This window comes from Bradyrhizobium sp. HKCCYLS3070 (assembly GCF_051167575.1).
GTDB lineage: Bacteria > Pseudomonadota > Alphaproteobacteria > Rhizobiales > Xanthobacteraceae > Bradyrhizobium.
The window spans coordinates 340,025-365,003 of the sequence record NZ_JBNPTI010000004.1 but is presented as its reverse complement, the minus strand read 5'-3'; the positions used below and the strand labels follow the sequence as shown (position 1 = coordinate 365,003).

21 protein-coding genes are annotated in these 24,979 nt (G+C 65.4%); 10 read left to right on the top strand and 11 right to left on the bottom strand.

Annotation, left to right across the window (positions count from 1 at the left end; all coding sequences use genetic code 11):
• Positions 1 to 3: 3 nt before the first annotated feature.
• Positions 4 to 1,044 (bottom strand): branched-chain amino acid ABC transporter permease, encoded by a 1,041-nt coding sequence (locus tag ACQR03_RS16735; protein WP_316174607.1) that lies wholly within the window; start codon positions 1,042 to 1,044, stop codon positions 4 to 6.
• A 197-nt stretch (positions 1,045 to 1,241) separates the two neighbouring features.
• On the opposite strand from ACQR03_RS16735, the gene ACQR03_RS16730 reads away from it, so the two are divergent.
• On the top strand, positions 1,242 to 1,748 hold the full coding sequence (locus ACQR03_RS16730; RefSeq protein ID WP_315713766.1) for a MarR family winged helix-turn-helix transcriptional regulator: 507 nt from the start codon (positions 1,242 to 1,244) through the stop codon (positions 1,746 to 1,748).
• A gap of 18 nt (positions 1,749 to 1,766) precedes the next feature.
• Here the strand turns inward: ACQR03_RS16730 and ACQR03_RS16725 are convergent, their stop codons facing one another.
• The 9 genes from ACQR03_RS16725 to ACQR03_RS16685 all read right to left on the bottom strand — a co-directional run bounded on the left by ACQR03_RS16725 (position 1,767) and on the right by ACQR03_RS16685 (position 11,722).
• Positions 1,767 to 3,047, bottom strand: coding sequence for a glycerate kinase type-2 family protein (locus ACQR03_RS16725; protein WP_316200334.1), 1,281 nt, complete (start codon positions 3,045 to 3,047; stop codon positions 1,767 to 1,769).
• Between the two features lie 28 nt (positions 3,048 to 3,075).
• The gene (locus tag ACQR03_RS16720) at positions 3,076 to 4,299 is read right to left on the bottom strand and encodes an ABC transporter substrate-binding protein (protein WP_434841737.1); all 1,224 of its coding nucleotides are present in this window, start codon (positions 4,297 to 4,299) and stop codon (positions 3,076 to 3,078) included.
• A 249-nt stretch (positions 4,300 to 4,548) separates the two neighbouring features.
• Positions 4,549 to 5,772, bottom strand: coding sequence for an ABC transporter substrate-binding protein (locus ACQR03_RS16715; protein WP_434841736.1), 1,224 nt, complete (start codon positions 5,770 to 5,772; stop codon positions 4,549 to 4,551).
• A 346-nt stretch (positions 5,773 to 6,118) separates the two neighbouring features.
• On the bottom strand, positions 6,119 to 7,342 hold the full coding sequence (locus tag ACQR03_RS16710; RefSeq protein WP_315713771.1) for an ABC transporter substrate-binding protein: 1,224 nt from the start codon (positions 7,340 to 7,342) through the stop codon (positions 6,119 to 6,121).
• Positions 7,343 to 7,352: 10 nt separating this feature from the next.
• Complete coding sequence (locus ACQR03_RS16705; protein WP_315713772.1) at positions 7,353 to 8,369, bottom strand: branched-chain amino acid ABC transporter permease; 1,017 nt, start codon at positions 8,367 to 8,369, stop codon at positions 7,353 to 7,355.
• Positions 8,370 to 8,371: 2 nt separating this feature from the next.
• The gene (locus ACQR03_RS16700; RefSeq protein ID WP_315713773.1) at positions 8,372 to 9,250 is read right to left on the bottom strand and encodes a branched-chain amino acid ABC transporter permease; all 879 of its coding nucleotides are present in this window, start codon (positions 9,248 to 9,250) and stop codon (positions 8,372 to 8,374) included.
• Positions 9,251 to 9,263: 13 nt separating this feature from the next.
• The gene (locus ACQR03_RS16695) at positions 9,264 to 9,977 is read right to left on the bottom strand and encodes an ABC transporter ATP-binding protein (protein WP_315713774.1); all 714 of its coding nucleotides are present in this window, start codon (positions 9,975 to 9,977) and stop codon (positions 9,264 to 9,266) included.
• Positions 9,974 to 10,771, bottom strand: coding sequence for an ABC transporter ATP-binding protein (locus ACQR03_RS16690; protein WP_315713775.1), 798 nt, complete (start codon positions 10,769 to 10,771; stop codon positions 9,974 to 9,976). Before ACQR03_RS16690 ends, ACQR03_RS16695 begins: the two co-directional genes overlap by 4 nt.
• A 66-nt stretch (positions 10,772 to 10,837) precedes the next feature.
• A complete protein-coding gene (locus ACQR03_RS16685; RefSeq protein WP_315713776.1) occupies positions 10,838 to 11,722 on the bottom strand; it encodes an IclR family transcriptional regulator in 885 nt (294 codons plus the stop codon).
• Between the two features lie 213 nt (positions 11,723 to 11,935).
• On the opposite strand from ACQR03_RS16685, the gene ACQR03_RS16680 reads away from it, so the two are divergent.
• The 7 genes from ACQR03_RS16680 to glpK all read left to right on the top strand — a co-directional run bounded on the left by ACQR03_RS16680 (position 11,936) and on the right by glpK (position 22,508).
• On the top strand, positions 11,936 to 14,029 hold the full coding sequence (locus ACQR03_RS16680) for a 3-hydroxyacyl-CoA dehydrogenase NAD-binding domain-containing protein (protein WP_434841735.1): 2,094 nt from the start codon (positions 11,936 to 11,938) through the stop codon (positions 14,027 to 14,029).
• A gap of 178 nt (positions 14,030 to 14,207) precedes the next feature.
• Complete coding sequence (gene pimA, locus ACQR03_RS16675) at positions 14,208 to 15,872, top strand: dicarboxylate--CoA ligase PimA (RefSeq protein WP_434841734.1); 1,665 nt, start codon at positions 14,208 to 14,210, stop codon at positions 15,870 to 15,872.
• Between the two features lie 19 nt (positions 15,873 to 15,891).
• Positions 15,892 to 17,079: an acetyl-CoA C-acyltransferase gene (locus tag ACQR03_RS16670; protein ID WP_315825956.1), complete on the top strand. Its 1,188-nt coding sequence runs from the start codon at positions 15,892 to 15,894 to the stop codon at positions 17,077 to 17,079.
• Between the two features lie 136 nt (positions 17,080 to 17,215).
• Positions 17,216 to 18,409 carry a pimeloyl-CoA dehydrogenase large subunit gene (gene pimC, locus ACQR03_RS16665; protein ID WP_316169542.1) on the top strand — a complete coding sequence of 398 codons (1,194 nt, stop codon included), beginning with the start codon at positions 17,216 to 17,218 and terminating at the stop codon, positions 18,407 to 18,409.
• A gap of 161 nt (positions 18,410 to 18,570) precedes the next feature.
• Complete coding sequence (gene pimD / locus ACQR03_RS16660) at positions 18,571 to 19,713, top strand: pimeloyl-CoA dehydrogenase small subunit (protein ID WP_316169541.1); 1,143 nt, start codon at positions 18,571 to 18,573, stop codon at positions 19,711 to 19,713.
• A 236-nt stretch (positions 19,714 to 19,949) separates the two neighbouring features.
• Positions 19,950 to 20,723, top strand: a complete 774-nt coding sequence (locus ACQR03_RS16655; protein WP_316169540.1) for an SDR family NAD(P)-dependent oxidoreductase — start codon at positions 19,950 to 19,952, stop codon at positions 20,721 to 20,723.
• A gap of 282 nt (positions 20,724 to 21,005) precedes the next feature.
• Positions 21,006 to 22,508, top strand: coding sequence for a glycerol kinase GlpK (gene glpK, locus ACQR03_RS16650; protein ID WP_316169539.1), 1,503 nt, complete (start codon positions 21,006 to 21,008; stop codon positions 22,506 to 22,508).
• A 21-nt stretch (positions 22,509 to 22,529) separates the two neighbouring features.
• Here the strand turns inward: glpK and ACQR03_RS16645 are convergent, their stop codons facing one another.
• The gene (locus tag ACQR03_RS16645; RefSeq protein ID WP_316169538.1) at positions 22,530 to 23,420 is read right to left on the bottom strand and encodes an alpha/beta fold hydrolase; all 891 of its coding nucleotides are present in this window, start codon (positions 23,418 to 23,420) and stop codon (positions 22,530 to 22,532) included.
• Between the two features lie 110 nt (positions 23,421 to 23,530).
• Between ACQR03_RS16645 and ACQR03_RS16640 the strand changes: the two genes are divergently transcribed.
• Together ACQR03_RS16640 and ACQR03_RS16635 are read left to right on the top strand one after the other, a co-directional pair.
• Complete coding sequence (locus ACQR03_RS16640) at positions 23,531 to 24,124, top strand: GNAT family N-acetyltransferase (protein WP_316169537.1); 594 nt, start codon at positions 23,531 to 23,533, stop codon at positions 24,122 to 24,124.
• 60 nt (positions 24,125 to 24,184) lie between these two features.
• The gene (locus ACQR03_RS16635) at positions 24,185 to 24,817 is read left to right on the top strand and encodes a glutathione S-transferase family protein (protein WP_316201481.1); all 633 of its coding nucleotides are present in this window, start codon (positions 24,185 to 24,187) and stop codon (positions 24,815 to 24,817) included.
• The last annotated feature ends 162 nt before the right edge of the window (positions 24,818 to 24,979 follow it).

The following is a 24,979-nucleotide window of genomic DNA, read 5'->3' as shown; positions in this document are numbered from 1 at the left end:
GGCTCAATCCTTCTCTTCTTCGACCGCGGGCGCGGCGAGCGAACGCAGCAGCAGAACCGGGATCAGCAGCGTGAAGACGATCACCTCCTTGAAGTTGGAGGCATAGAACGAGGAGAACGCCTCGACGATGCCGACGACGAGCGCGGCGACCGCAGTCAGCGGATAGCTGATCAGGCCGCCGATGATCGCGGCGATGAAGCCTTTGAGGCCGATCAGGAAGCCGGTGTCGTAATAGAGCGTCGTGATCGGGACGATCAGGATACCCGAGAGCGCGCCGATGGTGGAGGCCAGCAGGAACGCGATCTGGCCCGACAGCGTGGTGCGGATGCCGACGAGGCGGGCGCCGAGCCGGTTGACGGCGGTGGCGCGCAGCGCCTTGCCGTAGAGCGTCAGGCCGAAGAACAGCCAGAGGCCGACGATGAAGGCGATGGTGATGCCGTAGACCGCCATGCCCTGCCCGGTGAAGCGCAGCGAGCCGAGCGTCGCCGTGGCATTGAGCAGGGTCGGGCCACGCTGGCCCTCGGCGCCGAAGAACAGCAGGCCGAGGCCCTGCAGTGCGAGGTGAACGCCGACCGAGGCGATCAGCAGCACCAGCACCGAGGTGTGCGCGAGCGGCTGGAACACGATGCGGTAGAGCGACAGGCCGATGCTGGCCACGATCAGCAGCGACAGCACCAGGCTGACGCCGGCGGGCATGCGCTGGTTCGCCGCCCACATGCTGGCGAGCAGAATGACGACAGGGAGGGCGACGTTGAGGCCGAAGGTGCGCGCGATCTTCGGCGCGTGCAGCGTCTTGCGCATGGCGTAGAGGTCGAAGGCGAAGGCCGCGAGCCCGATCACGACGGCGAGCTTCGCGGTGCCCGGCATTTGGCCGGCCGCGAGCGAGGCATAGGTGAGGGCGCCGTAGGTGACGAATTCGCCCTGCGGGATCAGGATCACCCGGGTGACGGCAAACACCAGCACGAGCGCCAGCCCGAGCAGCGCGTAGATCGCGCCATTGGTAATGCCGTCCTGCAACAGGAACAGCAAGATCGTTGTGTTCAAGACAGGACGCTCCCCCTCTGTGGTGACCGGGCGCGGCCGGCGCCCTGCGCCGTCCGCCGGTCTTGGGCAGTTGAATTGGGCTGCCCGTGTTTGATATAGTGGATAACAATTATCGATTATAATCTCAAGGCCGCTGTTCCGGCTGCGGCATTCGAGACCAGGGATGGAAGCAAATGCGATGAATTTGGCGGACCGTGATGGCCGATAGCGCCAAGCCCGTCAGCAAGAGGGAAAGCCGCAAGGAAGCTGCCGTAGCGGCCGACGAGACGCAAGCGGTCCAGCTCGGCGAGCTGTCGGATCTGCTTGGCTATGTGCTGAAACGGGCGCAGTTGAAGGTGTTCGAGGACTTCCTGCGCTGCGTCGCGCCGCTGCAACTGACGCCGGCCCAGTTCTCGGTGCTGCTGCTGCTCGACGCCAATCCGGGCCGTAACCAGACCGAGATCGCCAACACCCTGGGCATCCTGCGGCCGAACTTCGTGTCCTTGCTGGACAGCCTCGAGAGCCGCGACCTGTGTGCGCGGGTGCGTTCGGCCAACGACCGGCGCTCGCACATCCTGATGCTGACCGAGAAGGGCCGCGCCGTGCTGGCCCGCGCCAAGAAGCTGGTGGTGTCGAAGCATGAGGCGCGGCTCAACGAGCTGCTGGGCCCGGATGGTCGCGACGCGCTGCTGGCGATGCTCACCAAGATCGCGGAGGAGTTCTGAAGGACGCAGTCGCGCCCCTCAATCGACCAGGATGACCCTGACGTCGTTCACGTTGGTGAGGGTCGGTCCGGTCTGCAGCAGGCCGCCGGTCGCGGCGAAGAACGCGGTGGCGTCGTTGTTGGCGAGATAGGCCTGCGGATCCAGCCCCTGCGCCCGCATCGCGGCGATGACCTCGGCATCGACGAGCGCACCGGCCGGATCGGAGGCGCTGCCGCCGCCGCCATCGGCGCCGTCGGTGTCGCCGGCGAGCGCCGCGACGCCCTCCATGTCCTTGAGGAGGTCGGCGAGCGCCAGGGCATATTCCTGGTTCGGGCCGCCGCGGCCCTGGCCGCGCACCGTCACGGTGAGCTCGCCGCCGGAAATGATCGCCATGCGGCGGCCGAGCGCGCGGGCCTCGCGTGCCAGTTTGGCGTGATCGGCCGCGACCTCGCGGGCCTCACCCTCGAGATCGGCGCCGAGATCGAGCACGTCGTAGCCCGCGGCCTTGACGCTGGCCACGGCCGCCTCCAGCGAGCTGGCGGGGCGCGCGATCAGCTCGAACGAGGCGCGGGCGAAGGCGGCATCGCCGGGCTTGCAGCTCTCATTGGCGGCATCATCGAGCGCCCGACCGATCGCCGGGTCGACCTCGAGCTTGTATTTGGCGACGATGCCGCGGGCATCGGCCAGCGTGGTCGGATCGGGCACCGTCGGACCCGATGCGATCGCCGAGGGATCGTCATGCGGCACGTCGGAGATCGCCAGCGTCACGATCTCGGCCTTCTGCCCGGCCCGCGCCAGCCGGCCGCCCTTGATTCGCGACAGATGCTTGCGGACCGTATTCATTTCGCCGATCGGTGCGCCCGAGCGGAGCAGCGCGCGGGTCAGCTGCTGCTTCTGCGCGAAGCTGACACCGTTCACCGGCGCGACCCAATTGGCGGACCCACCACCGGAGAGCAGCACCAGCATCAGGTCGCCGGGCTCGGCGGTTGCCGCCAATTGCAGCGTCTCGTCGGCGGCCTTCAGCCCGGCCTCGTCCGGCATCGGATGTCCGGCCTCGATCACCTTCACCCGCCGGGTCGGCACACCATGGCCGTGGCGGGTGGTTGCGATGCCGGTCAGCTTCGCGGGATCGAACCCGAGCGTGTCCAGGTAATGGCGCTCGGCCGCGAGCGCCATCGCGGCCGCGCCCTTGCCGGCGGCGAGGCAGATGATTCGTCCTTTGGGAGCCGCCGGCAGGAATGCCGGCAGCACGACGTCGGGATGCGCCGCGGCGACGGCGGCATCGAAGATCGAGCGCAACAACGGACGGCGGCTGGTCATGCGGCGCCGCCCGTCTGCCGTGCAGAGCCTATTTCAGCTCGCCGCTCATGACCTCGCCGAACAACTGCCAGCGCTCGCCCTTGAACTGCATCAGCTGCAGCTGCTCGATCGGCTGGAAGTCGTCCGGACCGGTGGTCAGCGTGATGCCGGGCAACAGCCCGCCCTGCGCAAACTGCTTCAGGCCTGCCGCCTGCTTCATGACATTGGCGCGGGTCAGTTCGTCGCCGCATCGCTTCAGCACCTCGACCATTGTGGTGGCGATGTTGTAACCGGTCAGCGCCGACGAATCCACGGGGTTGATTTCCGGCAGATATTTGGCGAGCAGCTCCCTGAACGCGCCAAGACCGGGGTCGTTGGCCCATTGCGGATCGGAGGCATCCTTGGCATAGGCGGCCGAGATCACCCCTTGCGAGTTCTCGACGCCGGCCGGCCGCATCACCGCCGCGGTCGAGGCGCTGACATTCGAGATGATGGTGAGCGGCTTCCAGTTCATCTCGCCGAGCTTCTTGATCGCCTGTGCGCCGGATTTCGGTGTGGTGAACAGCACGACGATGTCCGGATTGGCCGACTTCATCTTGACGATGTGCGACTCGATCGTGGGCTCGGCGATCTCATAGCTCTCCTCCAGCACCACACGGGAGGTGTCGCCAAGGCCGTCCTTGAGACCCTTCAGATAGTCCTTGCCCATGTCGTCGTTCTGGTAGAGCACTGCGATCTTGCCGGTCGGCTGCTGCGCGGTGAGATATTTGGCATAGATGCGGGCTTCCGACTGATAGCTCGGCAGCCATCCCATGGTCCACGGATTGGTCTTGGGCTCGTTCCACTTGGTGGCGCCGGTGGCGACGAATAGCTGCGGCACCTTCTTGGCGTTCATGTATTTCTGGATCGCCGTGTTGGGCGCAGTCCCGAGCACACCGAACAGGAACAGCACCTCGTCGCTCTCGACCAGCTTGCGTGCCTGCTCCACCGTCTTCGGCGGCGAATAGGCGTCGTCGTAGGAGATGAAATTGATCTTGCGACCGTTGATGCCGCCCTCGTCGTTGACCTTCTTGAACACTGCCGACATCGCCTTGCCGACCGAGCCGTAGGCCGAGGCGGGGCCGCTATAGGGCACGATGTTGCCGATCCTGATCTCGGTGTCGCTGGCGCCGGTGTCGTATTTCTTGTCGGCATGAGCGCTGCCGGCAACTGCGCTAGCCAGGGCGAGACCGAGCATGCTGGAGACGGTGCGGCGGGTGAGGGCACTGGTCACTTGGGGACTCCTTCTCGGCCTTGGAGCTTGGCCTTGTTGTTGGATCCGCCCGCAAGGCGGGCGACTCGTTTCACTCTGGACGAGTCCCCATAGCGCAGCCGCGCGCTCGGCGTAACCGCCGCCGCTGCATGACCGCCTCTCTTTCAACTCCTAGCTTAAGAAATTCTTGGCAAAGACAGCAAAGATGCTTGGAGAGAGCGCCGCCTGCGGCGCGAGGCCGCAGGCGGCGGTTTCAACTGCGTCTCGTCGTTAGCCGCCGACGTCCGCGGAGATCACGTCGCCGAACAGCTCCCACTTCTCGCCCTTGAAGCGCATCAGTTGCAGCTGGCTGACGGGTGCGAAGTCGGTCGCCGAGGTGTTGATCGTGATGCCAGGCAGCAGCATCTCGGTGCGGAAGTTGCGCAGCGATGCGGCCTGCTTCATGACGTTCTCGCGAGTGAGGTCGTCGCCGCATTGCTTCAGCACCTGCACCAGCGTCTGGGCCACGCTGTAGCCGACGACGGTGCCGCCATCGAGTTTGTCGCCCTCGGGGAAATCCTTTGCCATGAAGTCGAGGAATTGTTTCATCCCGGCGTCATCCTTCCATTGCGGATCGGAGACGTCCTTGAGATAGGCCGCCGAGATGATGTCCTGCGAATTCTCATAGCCGGCCGGCTTCAGCACGCTGCCGACGGAGGCGGAGACGTTGTTGAGGATATGCAGCGTCTTCCAGTCGATCTCCTTGACCTTCTTGATTGCCTGCGCCGCAAATTTCGGCGTGGTGATGTTCACGAATACGTCGGCCCCGGTGGACTTGAGTTTGACAATGTGATTGTCGATCGAGGGTTCGGCGGTCTCGTAGCTCTCCTCCATGACGATCATTGAGGCGGCCTTGGCGCCAAGCCCATCCTTCAGCCCTTTCAGATAGTCCTTGCCGTAATCATCGTTCTGATACAGCACCGCGATCTTGGCGTCCGGCTTTTCCTTCAGCAGATATTTTGCGTAGATTCGGGATTCGCTCTGGTAGTTGGGCTGCCAGCCCATGGTCCAGGGGAAATCCTTCGGATCGTTCCACTTGGTGGCGCCGGTGGCGACGAACAGCTGCGGGACCTTCTTCGAGTTCATGTACTTGTGGATCGCCGAGTTCGGCGGCGTGCCCAGCGAATTGAAGATGAACAGCACTTCATCGCTCTCGACCAGCTTGCGCGCCTGTTCAACCGTCTTCGGCGGCGAATAGGCGTCGTCATAGGAGATGAAGTTGATCTTGCGACCGTTGATGCCTCCCTCGGCGTTGATCTTCTTGAAGTAGGCCGCTTCCGTCTTGCCGATGATGCCGTAGGCCGAGGCCGGCCCGCTATAGGGCATGATGTTGCCGATCTTGATCTCGGTGTCGGAGGCGCCGGTATCGTATTTCTTGTCGGCGGCGATTGCGGAGCTCGAGGCGAGAACGATGGCGGCAGCCGAGGCAAGGGCGGCCCGTCGCGTGATCATCATGGTGCGTTTCTCCCGTGTTGGTTCTGGATGACGTGCCGTGGCCTCCTTGACGGAAGCTCTCGTGTGTCGGGGGACTATAGCAGAGCCGCCGCGGCGTGGTTGCGACATCACGGCACGGTCCGTGTTTTATCGGTCCGCGTCCGCGCAACATCTGCGCAGTTGCGAGAAGCGCGCACAATTTGGGCGGGTGATTGCTCTGCGAGAACAGCCTGAGATCAGCTAAACGGTGTCTGTCCACCGTTCATGGCATCGTCGGTGCGACCTACGAAAAAGCCCTCCGCGCGGATGGCGCGGAGGGCGAGGTTGAGATCGGCACCGCTCTCGGCGGCGATGCTCGATTGCACGATTACTCGATGGCGCCGCTGATCGCCTCGCCGAACAGCTCCCACTTCTCGCCTTTGAACCGCATCATCTGCAATTGCTCGATGGGCGCGAAGTCGGTCGCCGAGGTGTTGATCTTGACGCCCGGCAGCAAGGTGTCGGGCGCGAAGTCCTTCAGGCTGGCGGCCTGCTTCATCACATTGGCGCGGGTGAGGTCGTCGCCGCACATCTGCAGCACCTTCACGAGCGTCTGTGCGGCGCCGTAGCCATAGACGGTCGAGCTGTCGAGCTTGTTGGCGTCGGGATAATACTGCGCGAGGAAGTCGAAGAACTTCTTCATGCCGGGATCATCGTTCCACTGCGGATCCGCAGCGTCCTTGGCATAGGCGGCCGAAAGAATCCCTTGCGAGTTCTCGAAGCCGGCCGGCTTGATCACGCTGCCGACCGAGGCCGAGACGTTGACGACCAGATGCGTCGGATGCCAATCGATCTCGGCAAGTTTCTTGATCGCCTGCGCCGCGAACTTGGGCGTCGTGACGCTGAAGAAGACGTCGGCGCCGGAGGCCTTCAGCTTGACGATGTGGCCGTCGATCGAGGGTTCGGAGGTCTCGTAGCTCTCTTCCATGACGATCATGGACGCGGCCTTGTCGCCGAGGCCATCCTTGAGGCCCTTCAGATAATCCTTGCCGAAATCGTCGTTCTGGAACAGCACGCCGACCTTGGCGCCGGGCTTGTCCTTGAGCAGGTACTTCGCATAGATGCGGCCCTCGCTCTGGTAGCTCGGCTGCCAGCCCATGGTCCAGGGGAAGTTCTTCGGGTCGTTCCACTTGGTTGCGCCGGTGGCGACGAACAGTTGCGGGATCTTCTTGCCGTTGAGATATTTCTGGATCGCCGAGTTCGAGGGCGTGCCGAGCGGGTTGAAGACGAACAGGACCTCGTCGCTTTCGACCAGCTTGCGCACCTGCTCGACCGCCTTGGGCGGCGAATAGGCGTCGTCATAGCTGACGAAGTTGATCTTTCGGCCGTTGATGCCGCCCTCGGCGTTGATCTTCTTGAAATACGCCTCCTCGGTCTTTCCGATCACGCCGTAGGCGGACGCCGGCCCGCTATAGGGCATGATGTTGCCGATCTTAATCTCGGTATCCGACGCGCCGGCGTCGTATTTCTTCTGGGCGAGTGCTGCGCCCGAGGTGAGGGCGATGACCGCCGTCGCGATCGCGGCGATTCGTAGTTGTTGAACGACCTGCAAGAGTTCCTCCTTAGTTCTTTCTGAGTTTGCCGAGCAGCTGCTGCGCCACCATCGCCACCTGCCGCGAGCCGTGCGGCACGAGGAAGATGACGAGGAACAGCAGCACGCCGAACACCGCGCCGGACAGGCCCTTCGAAATGCCTTCGGCGATGTTGGGAACGAAGATGATGAAGGCCGCGCCGACGAACGATCCGGGCAGCCAGCCGACGCCGCCGACGACCATGCCGAGGAACAGCGAGATCGCGAGAACGATCGTGTAGCTGTCGGGTGCCACGAACTGCACGGCGATGGCGCCGAGGCCGCCGGCGACGCCGGTGATGCCGGCGCTGACGCCGAACGCCAGCGTCTTGTAGGTCGCGACGTCGATGCCCATGGCGGACGCTGCGATCTCGTTGTCGCGGATCGCCATGAAAGCCCGCCCCGAACGCGAGCGTAATAGGTTCACCGAGAACACGTAGATCGCGATCGTGATCGCCAGCGTGAAGTAGTACAGCCACATGTCCTGCGACATCGGCAGGCCGAACGGCGCGTCCGGCTTGGTGACGACGAGGCCCTGCACGCCGCCGGTCCATTCCTCGAAGAAGCCGAGCTTGAGGATCTGCGGCATCGCGGTGGCGAGCGCGAAGGTGGCGAGCGCGAGATACACGCCCGAGAGCCGCAGCGCCGGTTGGCCGAACAGGAAGCCGAAGCCGAAGCAGATGACGCCGGCGACCGGCAGGGTCAGCGCGTAGTTGACATTGTACTGCTCCATCAGGATCGCCGACGTATAGGCGCCGACCGCATAGAACGCGCTCTGCCCGAGAGAGAACTGTCCGGAGCCGCCGGTCAGGATGTTCAACGCCAGCACGGCGAGTCCGTAGATCAGGAGCATCGTCATCTGGAAGATGATGAAGTTCTTGACGAACAGCGGAACCACGAGAAGCAGAAGCACGACGACGAAGGTGGTGCCGGAACTCAAGGTCATGGCCCGCTTCGGAACGGCATCGACCGCGGGCGCCTGGGATGCGATGTCCTCGACTGCGCTCATGATCAGACTCGCTTCACGATGTTGCGGCCGAACAGGCCGGCCGGTTTGATGACTAGGACGGAGATGATGAGGGCCAGTGCGATCGGCAGCTTCATCTCATTGCCCACGTGGGGAATGTAGGTGCCGGCGAGATTCTCGAAGATGCCGACCAGGAAGCCGCCGAGCACCGCACCGAAGGGGCTGGTGAGGCCCCCAAGCACGGCCGCGGCGAAACCGTAGATCAGCACGCCGCCCATCATGTTGGGCTCGAGGAACACCACCGGCGCGATCAGCATGCCGGCGATCGAGCCGATCGCGGCCGCCATGCCCCAGCCGAGCGCAATCATCCAGGAGGTGTTGATGCCGACCAGCCGCGCCGATTCCGGCAAGGCTGCGGCCGCGCGCATCGCAAGTCCGACACGGGTGTACTGGAAGAAGAAGTACAGCCCGATCAGGAGCAGCAGGGTGATGCCGATCATGCCGGCCTGATGGGTCGAGATCAGCTGGCTGCCCAGGAACGGCGAGGAGCCGAACGGCGTCGGGTACTGCTTGATGGTGAAGTCCCAGATCAGCCCGGCGCAGGAGTTGATGATCGAGAACAGCGCGATGAAGCCGGCGACCTGGGTCAGGATCGGCGCCTTGGTCAGTGGCTTGAACAGCACCCGCTCGATCACGATGCCGCCGGCGAAGGAGAAGGCCAGCGTCACCACGAAGGCGACCCAGTAGGGCAGGCCCCATTGCATCAGCTGCCAGGAGATGAATGTCGAGAACATCGCCATCTCGCCTTGCGCAAAGTTGAGATGGTCGATGGCCTGGTAGATCATCACGACGGCGAGCGCCATGCAGGCGTAGATCGCGCCCGTCGCAATGCCGGCCAGGACCTGGTTGGTGAAGAGCTCCATTGTCCCGCCTCCGTTAGTAGCCCAAATAGGATTTGCGGACGTTCTCGTCTTTCGCGATGTCCGAGGCCGCGCCCGACATGACGATGCGGCCCGTCTCGATCACATAGGCCCGATCGGCGAGCTCGAGCGCGAGCTGCGCATTCTGCTCGACCACGAGGATCGAGACCTTTTCCTCGCGGTTGATCTTGCCGAGGATGCCGAAAAGGTCGCGGACCACCAGCGGTGCCAAGCCGAACGACGGCTCGTCGAGCAGCATCAGCCTGGGTCGCAGCATCAGCGCGCGGGCCACCGCCAGCATCTGCTGCTCGCCGCCGGATAAGGTGCCGGCCTGCTGGGTGTGGCGTTCCTTCAGCTTGGGGAAGTAGGAGTACATCCGCTCGATGTCGGCGACGATGCCCGCCTTGTCGCTGCGCGTGATGGCGCCGAGCTGCAGGTTTTCTTCCACCGTCATGTTGGTGAAGGTGCCGCGGCCCTGCGGCACGTGCGCGATGCCGAAGCGCACGATGCTCTCGGTCGATTTGTTGTTGAGCGGCTTCCCCTCGAACTCGATCGCACCGGTCGAGCGCACCATGTTGCAGATGGCGCGCAGGGTGGTGGTCTTGCCGGCGCCATTGGCGCCGAGCAGGGTCGTCAGCGAACCCTCGTTGAGGGAGAAGGAGAGGCCGTGCAGGGCCTGGACCTGGCCGTAATAGGCGCGCAGGTCCTTGACGTTGAGCAGCGGCGTCATTGATCCTTGCTCCCGAGATAGGCCTTGATGACGTCGGGATCGGCCTGCACCTGGGCGGGCGTGCCCTCGGCGAGCTTGCGGCCGAAATTCAGCGCCACGACGTGGTCGGCGATCGACATCACCAGTCCCATGTGATGCTCGACCAGCAGCACGGTCACCTTGCGGTCGTCGCGAATGCGCCGGATCAGATCGCCCAGCACATGGACTTCCTCATGATTGAGCCCGCCGGCGGGCTCGTCGAGCAGCAGGATCTTGGGATCGGCGGCGAGCGCGCGCGCCAGCTCGACGCGCTTCTGGGTGCCGAACGGCAGCCCGGACACGGTCTTGTGCGCGACCTCCTCGAGGTCGAGATAGGCGAGAATTTCGTGAACCTTGGTGTTGACGGAATTCTCGCTGCGCCGGACCCAGGCCAGACGCAGCGAATCCGAGATGATGTCGCTGGAGGTGCGCGCATGGGTGCCGACGCGGACGTTGTCGAGCACGGAGAGATTGGGAAACAGCGCGACATTCTGGAAGGTGCGGCCGATGCCGATCTCGGCAATGCGGTGCGGCGGCCGCTTCAGGATGCTGTGGCCTTCCATCAGGATGTCGCCGGAACTCGGCTGGTAGAGCCGGCTGAGGCAGTTGAACAGGGTGGTCTTGCCGGCGCCGTTCGGGCCGATGAGGCCGAGGATCTGACCCTCGCGCATCTCGAACGAGACGCCGTTCAGCGCCACGATGCCGCCGAACACGACGCTGACGTCGCGGACGACGAGCAGCGGATCGTTGGTCTGGGCGAGTTGTGCCTGCGTCATCTCGTCTCGCCCCTCCCCAAATCGTTCAGGTCAGGACGCGGCGCCAGCCGACCGCGATGATGCAGGCTATCTGATACCCTCGGCAACACGGGCAACTTTTCCTCCTGGCTTCGGCTTTTTATTGAGTTCTTTGTTTGATGGGCTGCTTGTTTGATTAGTTGACGGCGCGAGGCCGCCGAGCGCCGCTTCGATGTTCCTTACCATCGCGACGAGACGAGGTCCAATGTCGGTGCGCAAGCGCTCTTCCGTGAAGCGGAATGCCGGTGCTCCGCAATTCACGGCGTAGGGACCGGTTCCGTCGTTCAGCCGCAACGCGACGCCGACCGCATGAACGTCGTCCTGCCATTCGCCGGCGGAGATCGTGAAGCCATATTTCGCAACGGTCTCGCCGGCGCGCTCGATGCCGTCGCGGATCTTCGGCCAACGGCTGCCGTAATGCTCGCGCATCTCCCGCATCAACGCGGCGCGGTCCTCGTCCGGCAGCGCCCAGATGTAGGCGCGGCCCATCGCGGTCGTTGCAATCGGAATGCGCGAGCCGACGTCGAGTTGAACGTTGATGACGCCGTGACGGCTCTGGCCGAAATAGATCATGCTCAGCCGGTCGCGGCCGCCGATGGCCACCGCGCCGCCGGTCTCGCGCATCAGCTGCTCGCGGAACGGCTCGGAAAGATGGCGGATGCCGAGATTGGCGAGCGCGGCGTAGCCCAGCGCCAGCGCCGCTGGGGCCAGCTGGTATTTCTCGAAGCGCGGCACCGGGGTGAGATAGCCGAGCTTGGTGAGCGTGTAAGTGAGGCGCGAGACCGTCGCCTTCGGCAGGTTGGTGCGCGCGGCGATTTCCTGATTGCCCAGCAGGCCGTCATTCGGCCGGAACGCCCGCAGCACGTCGAGGCCGCGCGCCAGCGCGACGACGAAGCTCCGATCGGTCGCGGGTTTCTTCCCTGGGCGTTTCATGTCATCGGCTGTTGATTGATGAGCCTCGTTGACAACGCTCGTGCTTCAAAATAACCCTGGATGTCAAGATGTGGAATTAGATTTCGCACTGCGGAATTGATGTTCGGCAGCGGGTAGACGCAAGCAAGGCTGATACTCTGCGCAAATGAAGAGCCAAGAATTGGCCGGTGCGTTAACCGGCCGCAAAGAAACGACATCCCAAGGAGCTTACGCGTGAGCGAAGTGGCAAAGCTTGACCGTCATGACATCATCGGCATCGTCACCATCGACAGCCCGCCCGTCAATGCGCTGAGTGCCGCAGTTCGCGGCGGCATCCTGGACAACGTCAAGGCGGCGATCGCCGATCCCGCGATCAAGGCGATCGTGCTGACCTGCGGCGGCCGTACCTTCATCGCCGGGGCCGACATCACCGAGTTCGGCAAGCCACCGAAGCCGCCGGCGCTCAACGACGTGCTGAGCACGATCGAGAACAGCCCCAAGCCGGTCATTGCGGCGATTCATGGAACGGCCCTGGGCGGTGGTCTCGAAGTGGCGCTCGCCTGTCATTATCGTGTCGCCACCAAGGAGGCGAAGCTCGGACTGCCCGAGGTGAAGCTCGGCCTGCTGCCGGGCGCGGGCGGCACCCAGCGCCTGCCGCGCGCCGTAGGCCCCGAGCTCGCAGTCAAGATGATCGTCGGCGGTGACCCGATCGGCGCAGTGGAAGCGCTGAAGGCGGGCCTGATCGAGGAGATCGTCGAGGGGCCGGCATCGGGCGGCGAAGCCTTCGCGCGCAAGGTGGTGGCGGAGAACCGTCCGCTGCGCAAATTGCGCGATGACGATTCCAAGCTGGCGGCCGCCAAGGCCGATCGCACGATCTTCACCAGTGCGGTGGCGGCGATCACCAAGAAGTCGCGTGGGCTCGAGGCGCCGTTCGCAGCGGCCGACGCGGTCGGCTATGCGATCGACCTGCCGTTCGACGAGGGCCTGAAGAAGGAGCGCGAAGGTTTCCTCAAGCTGCTCACCAGCGATCAGTCCAAGGCGCAGCGCTATGCGTTCTTCGCCGAGCGCGAGGCCGCCAAGATCGCCGGCGTGCCCGAGGGCACCAAGGGCCGCAAGGTCGAGCGCGTCGCGATCATCGGCGCCGGCACCATGGGCGGCGGCATTGCGATGTCGTTCGCCAATGCTGGCATTCCGGTCACGCTGATCGAGACCGCCGAGGAGCAGCTGAAGCGCGGCATGGGCGTCATGCAGAAGAACTGGGAGGCGACCGCCGCGCGCGGCGGCATCCCGGCGGATGCACCGGCCAAGCGCATGGCGTTGATCGACGGCAAGGTCGGTCTCGAGAACGTCAAGGACGCCGACCTCGTCATCGAGGCGGTGTTCGAGACCATGGCGGTGAAGAAGGAAGTGTTCGGCAAGCTCGATCAATACGCAAAGCCGGGCGCGGTGCTGGCCTCGAACACGTCCTATCTGAACATCGACGCCATCGCCGCAGAGACCAGCCGGCCGCAGGACGTGCTCGGCATGCATTTCTTCTCGCCGGCTAACGTCATGAAGCTGTGCGAAATCGTGCGTGCGGAGAAGACGGCGCCGGATGCGCTCGTCACCGCGGTGTCGATCGCGCGCAAGATCGCAAAGGTGCCGGCCGTGGTCGGCGTCTGCGACGGCTTCGTCGGCAATCGCATGCTGGCGCAGCGCGGCAAGCAGGCCGAGAAGCTGTTGTTCGAAGGCGCGCTGCCGCAGCAGGTCGATGCGGTCGTCACCAAGTTCGGCATGCCGATGGGCCCGTTCGCGATGGGCGATCTCGCTGGCCTCGACATCGGCTGGCGCTCGCGCAAGGACCGCGGCATCAAGAGCGAGATCGCGGATGCGCTGTGCGAGGCCGGCCGCTTCGGCCAGAAGACCGGCAAGGGCTATTACAAATATGAGGCGGGCTCGCGCGCGCCGCTGCCGGATCCCGATGTCGAGAAGCTGATTGGCGAGACGCTCGCCAAGCTCGGCCTCAAGCGGCGCGCGGTCAGCGACGAGGAGATCCTCGAGCGCATGATGTATCCGATGATCAACGAGGGCGCGAAGATCCTCGCCGAAGGCATTGCCGCGCGTCCGTCCGACATCGATGTGGTTTGGCTGTACGGCTATGGCTGGCCGATCTATCGCGGCGGCCCGATGTACTGGGCCGACAGCGTCGGCCTGAAGCACATCGCCGAGCGGCTGGCGTTCTATGCCAAGGAGACCAACGATCCCTCGCTCGAGCCGGCGCCGCTGCTGAAGCAGCTCGCGGAGGAAGGCAAGACGTTCGCCTCGCTGGCGCAGGGGAAGGCCGCTTGAGGCTTTGCCCTAGCTCCGTGCACAGCTGCGCCCCCCTCCCCCTTGCGGGGAGGGGTTGGGGGTGGGGGTCCACAACAGCAGTCTCGCCCGGAGCCACCCCCCTCCCTGGCCTTCCCCCACAAGGGGAGAGGGAACGGGAAGAGCGGGGCCGCCTTACGGCAAGAAACACAGAGTCCGCATGACCCATCCTGGCGAACAGTTCTATCCCGAAGGCGTCCGCTGGGACGCGCCGATCGCGCGTGGCACCTTGCCAGATCTGCTGGCAAAGGCGGTCAGTGACTTCGGCGATCGTGACGCGCTGGAATTCCGCGACCGCCCCATCACCTTCAAGCAACTCGCGGCGCTCGTCGACCAGGCTGCCGCCGCGTTCCTGCGTGCCGGTTTTGGCAAGGGCGCGTCGATCGCGCTGTTCCTCGGCAATACGCCGGATCATCCGATCAACTTCTTCGGCGCGCTCAAGGCCGGCGCCCGCGTCGTGCACCTGTCGCCGCTCGATGGCGAGATCGCGCTGTCGCACAAGCTCAGCGATTCCGGCGCACGCATTCTCGTCACCTCGAACCTGTCGGCGCTGCTGCCGACCGCGCTGAAGTTCCTCGCCAAGGGCCTGCTCGACCGCCTGATCGTCTGCGAGGATGATCACTGGGGCAAGGTCGGTACGTCGCAGACGGCGCTGCCGGATAGCCCCGCCGTGATCACCCACCGCGCCTTCGTCGAGGGCGCCGTGCCGCCTGCCGAGTGGCCTTCGATTTCGCCCGACGACATCGCCCTGCTGCAATATACCGGCGGCACCACCGGCCTGCCCAAGGGCGCGATGCTGACCCATGGCAATCTCACCTCGGCGGTGTCGATCGCCGAAATCTGGGGCCGCGCGACGCGCGCGAACGGCAACGGCTCCGACCGAGTCATCTGCGTGCTGCCGCTGTTCCACATCTATGCACTGACGGTGGTGCTGCTGACTTCGCTGCGTCTCGGCAGCCTGATCTCGCTGCACCAGCGCTTCGATCTCGACGCCGTGATGCGCGACATCGAGGTCAAGCGCGCGACCTATTTTCCCGGCGTGCCGACAATGTGGATCGCGATCGCCAACCTGCCCGATCTCGACACGCGCGACCTGTCGTCGCTGACCAGCGTTGGCTCCGGTGGCGCGCCGCTGCCAGTCGAGGTCGCGCGCATCCTGGAGCGCCGCGTCGGCATGAAGCTGAAGAGCGGCTGGGGCATGACCGAGACCTGCTCGCCCGGCACCGCCCATCCGAAGGGTGGCCCGGACAAGCCCGGCTCGATCGGGATCACGCTGCCCGGCATCGAGATGGACGTCGTGTCGCTCGAGGATCCCGCAAAGGTGCTCGGCGTGAACGAGGTCGGCGAGATCCGGATCAAGGGGCCGAACGTCACCAAGGGCTATTGGAACCGGCCGGACGAAACGGCGCAGTCGTTCGTCGGCGATCACTTCCTGACCGGCGACATCGGCTATGTCGACGCCGACGGTTTCTACTTCCTGGTCGACCGCAAGAAGGACATGATCATCTCCGGCGGCTTCAACGTCTATCCGCAGATGATCGAGCAGGCGATCTACACCCATCCGGCGGTGCAGGAGGTCATCGTGATCGGCATTCCCGACGCCTATCGCGGCGAGGCGGCCAAGGCCTTCATCAAGCTGCGCGACGGCTTCGCGCCGTTCCCGGTCGAGGATCTCCGTGCCTTCCTCACCGGCAAGCTCGGCAAGCACGAGCTGCCGGCGGCGGTCGAGTTCGTCGACGAGCTGCCGCGCACGCCGGTCGGCAAGCTGTCGCGTCACGAACTGCGCCAGCAGCAATCACCCACGTCTCACAGCAAACATCCGTAACAACAACAGGAGGTCGCCCATGACCGATGCCGTCATCGTTTCCACCGCCCGCACGCCGATCGGCAAGGCCTATCGCGGCGCGCTCAACGCCACCGGCGGCGCGACGCTGCTCGGCCACGCCATCGGCGAGGCCGTCAAGCGCGCCAAGGTCGATCCGGCCGAGGTCGAGGATGTCGTGATGGGCGCAGCCCTGCAGCAGGGCTCGACCGGCGGCAACATCGCGCGCAAGGCGCTGCTGCGTGCCGGCCTGCCGGTGTCGGTCGGCGGCACCACCATCGACCGCCAGTGCGCCTCCGGCCTGCAGGCGATTGCGCTCGCGGCGCGCTCGGTGATCTTCGACGGCGTCGAGATCGCGGTCGGCGGTGGCGGTGAATCGATCTCGCTGGTCCAGAACGACAAGATGAACACGTTCCAGGCCACCGATCCGGCGCTGCTCGAGATCAAGGGCGACGTCTACATGCCGATGATCGACACCGCCGAGATCGTCGCCAAGCGCTACGGCATCTCCCGCGAGCGCCAGGATGAATATGCGCTGGAGAGCCAGCGCCGCACCGCTGCCGCGCAGCAGGGCGGCAAGTTCAACGACGAGCTGGCGCCGATCTCGACCAAGATGGCGGTCACCGACAAGGCCACCGGCAACGTCTCGTTCAAGGACGTCACCCTGTCGCAGGACGAAGGTCCGCGTCCCGAGACGACGGCCGAAGGTCTCGCCGGCCTCAAGGCCGTGCGCGGCGACGGCTTCTCGATCACCGCCGGCAATGCCAGCCAGCTCTCCGACGGCGCCTCCGCCTGCGTCATCATGAGCGACGCCACCGCGGCGAAGCGCGGCCTGCAGCCGCTCGGCATCTTCCGCGGCTTCGTCGCGCATGGCTGCGAGCCCGACGAGATGGGCATCGGCCCGGTGTTCGCGGTGCCGCGCCTGCTCAAGCGCCACGGGCTGACCGTCGACGACATCGGCCTGTGGGAGCTCAACGAGGCGTTCGCCGTGCAGGTGCTGTACTGCCGCGACAAGCTCGGCATCGACCCCGACAAGATCAACGTCAATGGCGGCGCCATCGCGGTCGGCCATCCCTACGGCATGTCGGGCGCGCGGCTCACGGGCCACGCGCTGATCGAAGGCCGCCGCCGCAAGGCCAAGTACGCGGTGGTGACGATGTGCGTCGGCGGCGGCATGGGCGCCGCCGGCCTGTTCGAGGTGCTGCAATAGGTCTTCGTCATTCCGGGGCGCGCGAGCCCGGAATCCATACTCACGATGGTGGTTATGGATTCCGGGTTCGCCTCTTCGAGGCGCCCCGGAATGACAGCTCGATTTGTCGACGAATATATACACACGGGAGGATCCGATGGATCTTGCATTCACGAAGGAAGAGCAGGCGTTCCGCGAGGAAGTCCGGCAGTTCTTCAAGGACAATGTCCCGCCGGAGACCCGGCGCAAAATGATCGAAGGCCGCCATCTGTCGAAGGACGAGATGGTGACCTGGTGGCGCATCCTCAACAAGAAGGGTTGGGGTGTCTCGCACTGGCCGGAGGAATATGGCGGCACCGGTTGGACCTCCGTGCAGCACTACATCTTCAACGAGGAGCTGCAGGCCTATCCGGCGCCGCAGCCGCTCGCCTTCGGCGTCAGCATGGTCGGCCCGGTGATCTACACCTTCGGCAACGAGGAGCAGAAGAAGAAGTATCTGCCGCGCATCGCCAATGTCGACGACTGGTGGTGCCAGGGCTTCTCCGAGCCGGGCTCGGGCTCCGACCTCGCATCGCTGAAGACCAAGGCCGAGCGCCGCGGCGACAAGTGGATCATCAACGGCCAGAAGACCTGGACCACGCTCGCGCAGCACGCCGACATGATCTTCTGCTTGTGCCGCACCGATCCGTCCGCGAAGAAGCAGATGGGCATCTCCTTCATCGTGTTCAGCATGAAGTCGAAGGGCGTCACGGTGCGTCCGATCCAGACCATCGACGGCGGCCACGAGGTCAACGAGGTGTTCTTCGACGACGTCGAAGTGCCCATCGAGAACTTGATCGGCGAGGAGAACAAGGGCTGGGACTACGCCAAGTTCCTGCTCGGCAATGAGCGCACGGGGATCGCCCGCGTCGGCGTCTCCAAGGAGCGTATCCGCCGCATCAAGGAGCTCGCCGCCAAGATCGAATCCGGCGGCCGCCCGGTGCTGGAGGACCCGTCGTTCCGCGAGAAGCTCACGGCCTGCGAGGTCGAGCTGAAGGCGCTGGAGCTGACGCAGCTGCGCGTCGTCGCCGACGAGGGCAAGCACGGCAAGGGCAAGCCCAACCCGGCCTCCTCGGTGCTGAAGATCAAGGGCTCCGAGATCCAGCAGACCACCACCGAGCTGCTGATGGAGGTCATCGGTCCGTTCGCCGCGCCCTACGACGTCCACGGTGACGACGACAGCAGCAACGAGACCATGGATTGGACCGCGCAGATCGCGCCGAGCTACTTCAACAACCGCAAGGTCTCGATCTACGGCGGCTCCAACGAGATCCAGCGCAACATCATCGCCAAGGCGGTGCTGGGGCTTTGAGTTGCTGTCATTCCGGGGCGCCGCGAAGCGGCGAGCTACGACGCGCAGTTGCGCGTCGGAGAATCCATAACCACCATCGTGAGTATGGATTCCGGGCCCGCGCCTTGCGGCGCGTCCCGGAATGACGCCGATGATGAATTCCGGGTACGAGGATAGAGAGCATGGATTTTGATCTCACCGAGGAGCAGCGTCTCCTCAAGGACAGCATCGACGGCCTGCTGGCGGATGCCTACGATTTCGACAAGCGCAAGCTGTACATGAAGGAGAAGGGCGGCTGGAGCCGCGCGATGTGGTCCAAGCTCGCCGAGCAGGGCCTGCTCGGCCTGCCGTTCTCGGAAGACGACGGCGGCTTCGGCGCCGGCGGCGTCGAGACCATGATCGTGATGGAGGCGATGGGTCGCGCGCTGGTGCTCGAGCCGTATCTCGCAACCGTGGTGCTGGCCGGCGGTTTCCTCCGTCATGGCGGCTCGGCGGCGCAGAAGGCCGCGCATCTGCCTGGGATCATCGACGGCAGCAGGACGTTTGCATTCGCCCAGCTCGAGAAGCAGTCGCGCTATGACCTGTTCGACGTTGCGACGTCTGCGAAGAAGAAGGGCGATGGCTGGGTCATCGACGGCGAAAAGTTCGTCGTGCTCAACGGCGAGAACGCCGACACCTTGATCGTGACCGCGCGCACCTCGGGCGGCCAGCGCGACAAGTCGGGCATCGGCGTCTTCATCGTGCCGGCCGACGCCAAGGGCGTCACCCGCAAGAGCTATCCGACCCAGGACGGTCTGCATGCCGCCGACATCACCTTCACCGGTGTGGAAATCGGCGCCGACGCCGCGATCGGCGATCCGGTCAACGCCCTGCCGCTGATCGAACGCGTCGTCGACGAGGCCCGCATCGCGCTGTGCGCGGAGGCCGTCGGCCTGATGGACGAGTCGCTGAAGACCACGGTCGAGTACATCAAGACGCGCAAGCAGTTCGGCGTCGCGATCGGCTCGTTCCAGTCGCTGCAGCACCGGGCATCCGACATGTTCGTCGCGCTGGAGCAGGCCCGCTCGATGTCGATGTTCGCGACCATGGCCGCCGAGTTCGACGACGCCAAGGAGCGCGCCACCTCGATCGCCGCGGCCAAGGTGCAGATCGGCAAGTCGGCTAAGTTCGTCGGCCAGCAGGCGATCCAGCTCCATGGCGGCATCGGCATGACCATGGAGGCCAAGATCGGCCACTACTTCAAGCGTCTGACGATGATCGAGAGCACCTTCGGCGACACCGACTACCACATGCGCCGCGTCAGCGAGGCGGGCGGGTTGATCTAGAAAGCTTGGTCGTTGCCGGGCTTGACCCGGCAACCCATCGCTTTCTGAAGATGGATGCGCGGGTCAAGCCCGCGCATGACGGATTTGAGAGGGCTACGCTGCCGGTGTCGACCGGCTCCGGAGTGATTTGATCGATCGAGCCGTCATTGCGAGCGAAGCGAAGCAATCCAGGGCGGTATGCTTGATCTGGATTGCGTCGTCGCTTCGCTCCTCGCAATGACGCGGAGGAAGCAGACATGACCCCCAATCCCTTCGACCTCTCCGGCCAGGTCGCCGTCATCACCGGCTCGAGCCGCGGAATCGGCCGGGCGTCGGCGGAGCTGCTCGCGCAACTCGGCGCCAAGGTGGTGATCTCCAGCCGCAAGGCCGACGCTTGCGAGGAGGTCGCGAGCGCCATCCGCGCCAATGGTGGCGAGGCCCACGTCATCCCCTGCAACATCTCCCGGCGGGTCGAGGTCGACGCGCTGATCGACGGCGCCGTGAAGCATTGCGGCCAGATCGACATCCTCGTCTGCAATGCTGCGGTCAACCCGTATTACGGTCCGCTGCTCGACATCACCGACGAGGCCTTCGACAAGATCATGGCCTCCAACGTGAAGAGCAATCTCTGGCTCTGCGCCAAGGCGATCCCGCCGATGGCCGCGCGGGGCAAGGGCTCGGTCATCATCGTCTCCTCGATCGGCGGCCTGCGCGGCTCGACCGTGATCGGCGCCTACGGCATCTCCAAGGCCGCCGACTTCGCGTTGTGCCGCAGCCTTGCCGGCGAATGGGGGCCGCACGGCGTGCGCATCAATTGCGTCGCGCCCGGCCTGATCAAGACCGATTTCGCCCGCGCGCTGTGGGAGGACGAAGCCCGCCTGAAGCAGCGCTGCGCCACCACCCCGCTGCGTCGCATCGGCGAGCCGCACGAGATCGCCGGCGCGGTCGCCTACCTCGCCTCGGATGCGTCGACCTTCATGACCGGCCAGACCATCGTCGTCGACGGCGGCGTGACAACGGCCGCGGTGTAGCCTTCGTATCCGAGCGGCGGTGCTGATCGCGGGTGTTCACCTTCCCCTGGAGGGGGAGGGTCGCCTCACGACGAGCGAAGCGAGACGTGAGGCGGGGTGGGGTGATCTCTCCACAAGCACCATCGCCCGTGGCTCACCGCACCCCGCTCGCCCGCTGCGCGGGCGATCCACCCTCCCCCTCCAGGGGAGGGTGGATAGACACGTGCCGCTCCACCTTGACCTCGCCCGCCCGATCCGCTTGCTTGTCGGCCCAACGTCGTCAACCTACCGGGAAGAAAACCCATGTCCTTCGTGCTGGCCATCGATCAGGGCACCACGTCCTCGCGCGCGATGGTGTTCCGCTCCGACATCTCGATCGCCGCGGTCGCGCAGCAGGAATTCCCGCAGCATTTCCCGGCCTCCGGCTGGGTCGAGCACGAGCCGGAGGACATCTGGACCTCGACGGTGATGACCTGCCGCGATGCGCTTGAGAAGGCGGGACTGACGGCCAAGGACATCGCGGCGATCGGCATCACCAACCAGCGCGAGACCACCGTGGTATGGGACCGCGCCACCGGCCAGGCCGTCCACCGCGCCATCGTCTGGCAGGACCGCCGCACCGCCGACATCTGCGCCAAGCTCAAGGCCGATGGCCACGAGCCGGATGTCAGCGCCAAAACCGGCCTGATCATCGATCCCTATTTCTCCGGCACCAAGGTCGCCTGGATCCTCGACCACGTCCCTGGCGCGCGCGAGCGCGCCGAACGCGGCGAACTGATGTTCGGCACCGTCGATTGCTACCTGCTGTGGCGGCTGACCGGCGGCAAGGTGCATGCCACCGATGCCACCAACGCTTCGCGCACGCTGCTGTTCAACATCCACACCGGTGCGTGGGACGAGACGCTGCTGAAGCTCTTGCGCGTGCCGCGCTCGATGCTGCCCGAGGTGAAGGATTCCTCCGCCGATTTCGGCACCACCACGCCCGATCTGTTCGGCGGCCCGATCAAGGTCGCGGGGATCGCCGGCGACCAGCAGGCGGCCACCATCGGCCAAGCCTGCTTCACGCCGGGCATGATGAAGTCGACCTACGGCACCGGCTGCTTCGCGCTGCTCAACACCGGCGCCACGCCGGTGAAATCGAACAACAAGCTGCTGACGACGATCGCCTATCAGCTCAACGGCGTCAGGACCTACGCGCTCGAAGGCTCGATCTTCGTCGCCGGCTCGGCCGTGCAGTGGCTGCGCGACGGGCTCGGCATCATCAAGCATGCCGCCGAAACCGGCCCGCTCGCCGACAAGTCCGACTCGATGCAGTCGGTCTATCTGGTGCCGGCCTTCGTCGGCCTCGGCGCACCGTATTGGAATCCGCGCGTGCGCGGCGCGCTGTTCGGCCTGACCCGCAATACCGGCCCGGCCGAGCTCGCGCATGCCACGTTGGAGAGCGTGTGCTACCAGACCTACGATCTGTGGGCCGCGATGCGCGCCGACTGGCCCGATGCGTCCGCCGCCACGATCGTGCTGCGCGTCGACGGTGGCATGACCGCCTCGGACTGGACCATGCAGCGTCTCGCCGACCTGCTCGACGCACCAGTCGACCGTCCCATGATCCAGGAGACCACCGCGCTCGGCGCCGCCTATCTCGCCGGCCTCCACGCGGGCGTCTATCCGGAGCCGGAAAAGTTCGCCGACAATTGGCGGCTCGAGCACCGCTTCCGGCCGGCGATGAGCGCGGCGACGCGAGAGCGCAAGCTCGCCGGCTGGGCTCGCGCCGTGAAGGGGGTGCTGGCGAGCGGCGAGGGCGAGTAGGGCGCTCGCCTCCCACAGCAGCTAAGCCAGGAACGCAGCAAGGTCCGCATTGACCTGCTTCATGTGGGTCACGAATAGCCCATGCGGGCCGCCGGGATAGACCTTCAGCTCGGCGCCCTTGATGCCCTTGGCGGTCGGCCGTGCCGTCATGTCGAGCGGCGCTGAGACGTCCTTGTCGCCGTGCAGGATCAGCACGGGACGGTCGATCTTCGCAAGCACCGGCCGCAGGTCGGTCGCGATCAGCGCGCGGTTGGTGGCGACCGCGACGGGAATGGGCATCTGGCGCATCATCGCCGCGACCCATTCCATCATCTGCGGCGAGGCGTCCTTCGTGAAGAACGGCAGCTTGTTGTCCTCGATCCATTTCGGAAAGTCGCTCTGCCACGCGGCCCAGCACTGCTCGAAATAGCCGTGGGGCGCGCCGAACGCATTGTCCGCGGTCTGCAGCGGAAACGGCGTCGTCGGTCCGAGCATCGCGATGCGCGAGATGCGTCCCGTGCCGTGCCGCGCGACGTAGTTGAGGATCTCGTTGCAGCCCATGGACATGCCGACCAGCGCGACATCATCAAGGTCGAGCTGCGCGATGACCTCGGCGATGTCGTCGGCCAGGCGGTCGAGCTCGTAGCCGCTGCCCGGCACGTCGGAGCGTCCATGGCCGCGGCGGTCGAAGGCAATGCAGCGCAGCCCGCGCTGGCTGAGATCGGAGATCTGGTAGGTCCACATCGCGCTGGTCAGCGCCCAGGCATGTACGAACAGCACCGGCCGGCCGCTGCCCCACTCCTCGTGATAGAGCGTCACGCCGTCGCTGCAGCGGATACGGGGGCGCGCCGCGGTCGGTGCGGCGGCGAGGCTCGGTCCCGTCGCCGCGAAGCTGGCTGCTGCCGCGGTCAGCAGCACGTCTCGTCGTTGCATGGGCATGGCTCCTGATGTTGAATGCGCCGACCATGCCGGGACCCTTATGCGGTTCCAATTACGTCCGGGGTAAGCTGGTTGCCGATCACCCTTCAATCAGGTCGTCTTGAGTGACCATTCCCGACGGATATGTCGACGTCCCGCCCGGCAAGGTCGCGGCCGTGGTGACCTCGCTGGAAATGCTGGCACCGCCAGTGCTGCCGCCCGATCCGGTCGGCGACTGGAGCATTCGCCGCGTCGCGCAGCCCGATCTCGCTTGGTACCGCGACCTCTATGCCCGTGTCGGCTGGGAGTGGCTGTGGTCGCAGCGCACGCGGATGAGCGATGCGGAGCTTGCCAAGACGATTCGCGCTGACGGAGTCGAGATCTACACCTTGGCGCATGGCGGCGGTGATGAAGCCCTGCTGGAGCTCGACTTCCGCAAGAAGACCGATTGCGAGCTGGTGCTGTTCGGCGTCACGTCGAAGCTGATCGGCACCGGCGCCGGACGGCTGCTGATGAACCACGCGCTGCGCCGCGCCTGGGCGCAGCCGCTGACGCGGCTCTGGGTCCACACCTGCAGCTTCGATCATCCCCGCGCGCTCGTCTTCTACCAGCGCTCCGGCTTCCGCCCCTATCGCCGCCAGATCGAGATCGCCCCCGACCCGCGCCTCGACGGCACGCTGCCGCGCGACGTCGCAGCGCATGTGCCGCTGTTGGCCTGAACATCGGAGCTGACAACGGCGCCGAACGGCGCTTCAATGCGCCGCACAGGAGGATAACCGATGTTCCTGATCGGCCAATACGACTCGCCTTTCGTCCGCCGCACCGCGATCGCGCTCAAGCTCTACGGCGTGCCGTTCGAGCACAAGCCCTGGTCGACCTTCGGCGATGCCGACAAGATCGCGCCGTACAATCCGCTGCTGCGCGTGCCGGTGCTGGTGCTGGATGACGGCGAGGCGCTGATCGACTCGGTGGCGATCCTCGATCATCTCGACGAGACCGTCGGGCCCGAGCGCGCGATGCTGGCGCGGAGCGGCGCGCTGCGCCGCAGGCAGCTGCATACGATCGCGCTCGCGACCGGTCTCGGCGACAAGGCCGTCAGCCTGATCTACGAGCGCGTGCTGCGCAAGGACCGCCTCGCGCTGTGGGTCGCGCGCTGCGAGGCCCAGATCTCCGGCGTGCTGGCAATGCTGGAGGCCGAGCGCGCAGATGTGACGAGCTCCTATTGGTATGGCGACAACATCGGCCACGCCGACATCGCCGTCGCCTGCGTGCTGCGCTTCACACGCGAGGCGCATCCGCATCTGTTCGACGCCGCGCGCTATCCGGCGCTGGCGGCCCAGGCCGCAAGGTGCGAGGCGCTGCCGCCATTCCAGGAGATCGTCCAGCCGCTGGCCCCTCCGAGCGGGGATTGATGGAGTCCATCGAGACGCCAGACCGTGCCGCTTGCTCGGTGCTCACCCTCCCCTGGAGGGGAGGGGCGCCTCACGATGAGCGAAGCGAAACGTGAGGCGGGGTGGGGTGATCTCTCCATCAGCAGCAGTGCTCGTGGCTTCGCCCCACCCCGCTCGCCCGCT

Bases quoted from the DNA above. Each gene is read 5' to 3' on its own strand.
- pimD (WP_316169541.1), top strand. From the start codon at position 18,571: ATGGATTTTGATCTCACCGAGGAGCAGCGTCTCCTCAAGGACAGCATC.
- ACQR03_RS16705 (WP_315713772.1), bottom strand. From the start codon at position 8,369: ATGAGCGCAGTCGAGGACATCGCATCCCAGGCGCCCGCGGTCGATGCC.
- ACQR03_RS16635 (WP_316201481.1), top strand. From the start codon at position 24,185: ATGTTCCTGATCGGCCAATACGACTCGCCTTTCGTCCGCCGCACCGCG.
- glpK (WP_316169539.1), top strand. From the start codon at position 21,006: ATGTCCTTCGTGCTGGCCATCGATCAGGGCACCACGTCCTCGCGCGCG.
- ACQR03_RS16700 (WP_315713773.1), bottom strand. From the start codon at position 9,250: ATGGAGCTCTTCACCAACCAGGTCCTGGCCGGCATTGCGACGGGCGCG.
- pimC (WP_316169542.1), top strand. From the start codon at position 17,216: ATGGATCTTGCATTCACGAAGGAAGAGCAGGCGTTCCGCGAGGAAGTC.
- ACQR03_RS16695 (WP_315713774.1), bottom strand. From the start codon at position 9,977: ATGACGCCGCTGCTCAACGTCAAGGACCTGCGCGCCTATTACGGCCAG.
- ACQR03_RS16715 (WP_434841736.1), bottom strand. From the start codon at position 5,772: ATGATGATCACGCGACGGGCCGCCCTTGCCTCGGCTGCCGCCATCGTT.
- pimA (WP_434841734.1), top strand. From the start codon at position 14,208: ATGACCCATCCTGGCGAACAGTTCTATCCCGAAGGCGTCCGCTGGGAC.
- ACQR03_RS16685 (WP_315713776.1), bottom strand. From the start codon at position 11,722: ATGAAACGCCCAGGGAAGAAACCCGCGACCGATCGGAGCTTCGTCGTC.
- ACQR03_RS16645 (WP_316169538.1), bottom strand. From the start codon at position 23,420: ATGCAACGACGAGACGTGCTGCTGACCGCGGCAGCAGCCAGCTTCGCG.
- ACQR03_RS16655 (WP_316169540.1), top strand. From the start codon at position 19,950: ATGACCCCCAATCCCTTCGACCTCTCCGGCCAGGTCGCCGTCATCACC.
- ACQR03_RS16725 (WP_316200334.1), bottom strand. From the start codon at position 3,047: ATGACCAGCCGCCGTCCGTTGTTGCGCTCGATCTTCGATGCCGCCGTC.
- ACQR03_RS16730 (WP_315713766.1), top strand. From the start codon at position 1,242: ATGGCCGATAGCGCCAAGCCCGTCAGCAAGAGGGAAAGCCGCAAGGAA.
- ACQR03_RS16670 (WP_315825956.1), top strand. From the start codon at position 15,892: ATGACCGATGCCGTCATCGTTTCCACCGCCCGCACGCCGATCGGCAAG.
- ACQR03_RS16690 (WP_315713775.1), bottom strand. From the start codon at position 10,771: ATGACGCAGGCACAACTCGCCCAGACCAACGATCCGCTGCTCGTCGTC.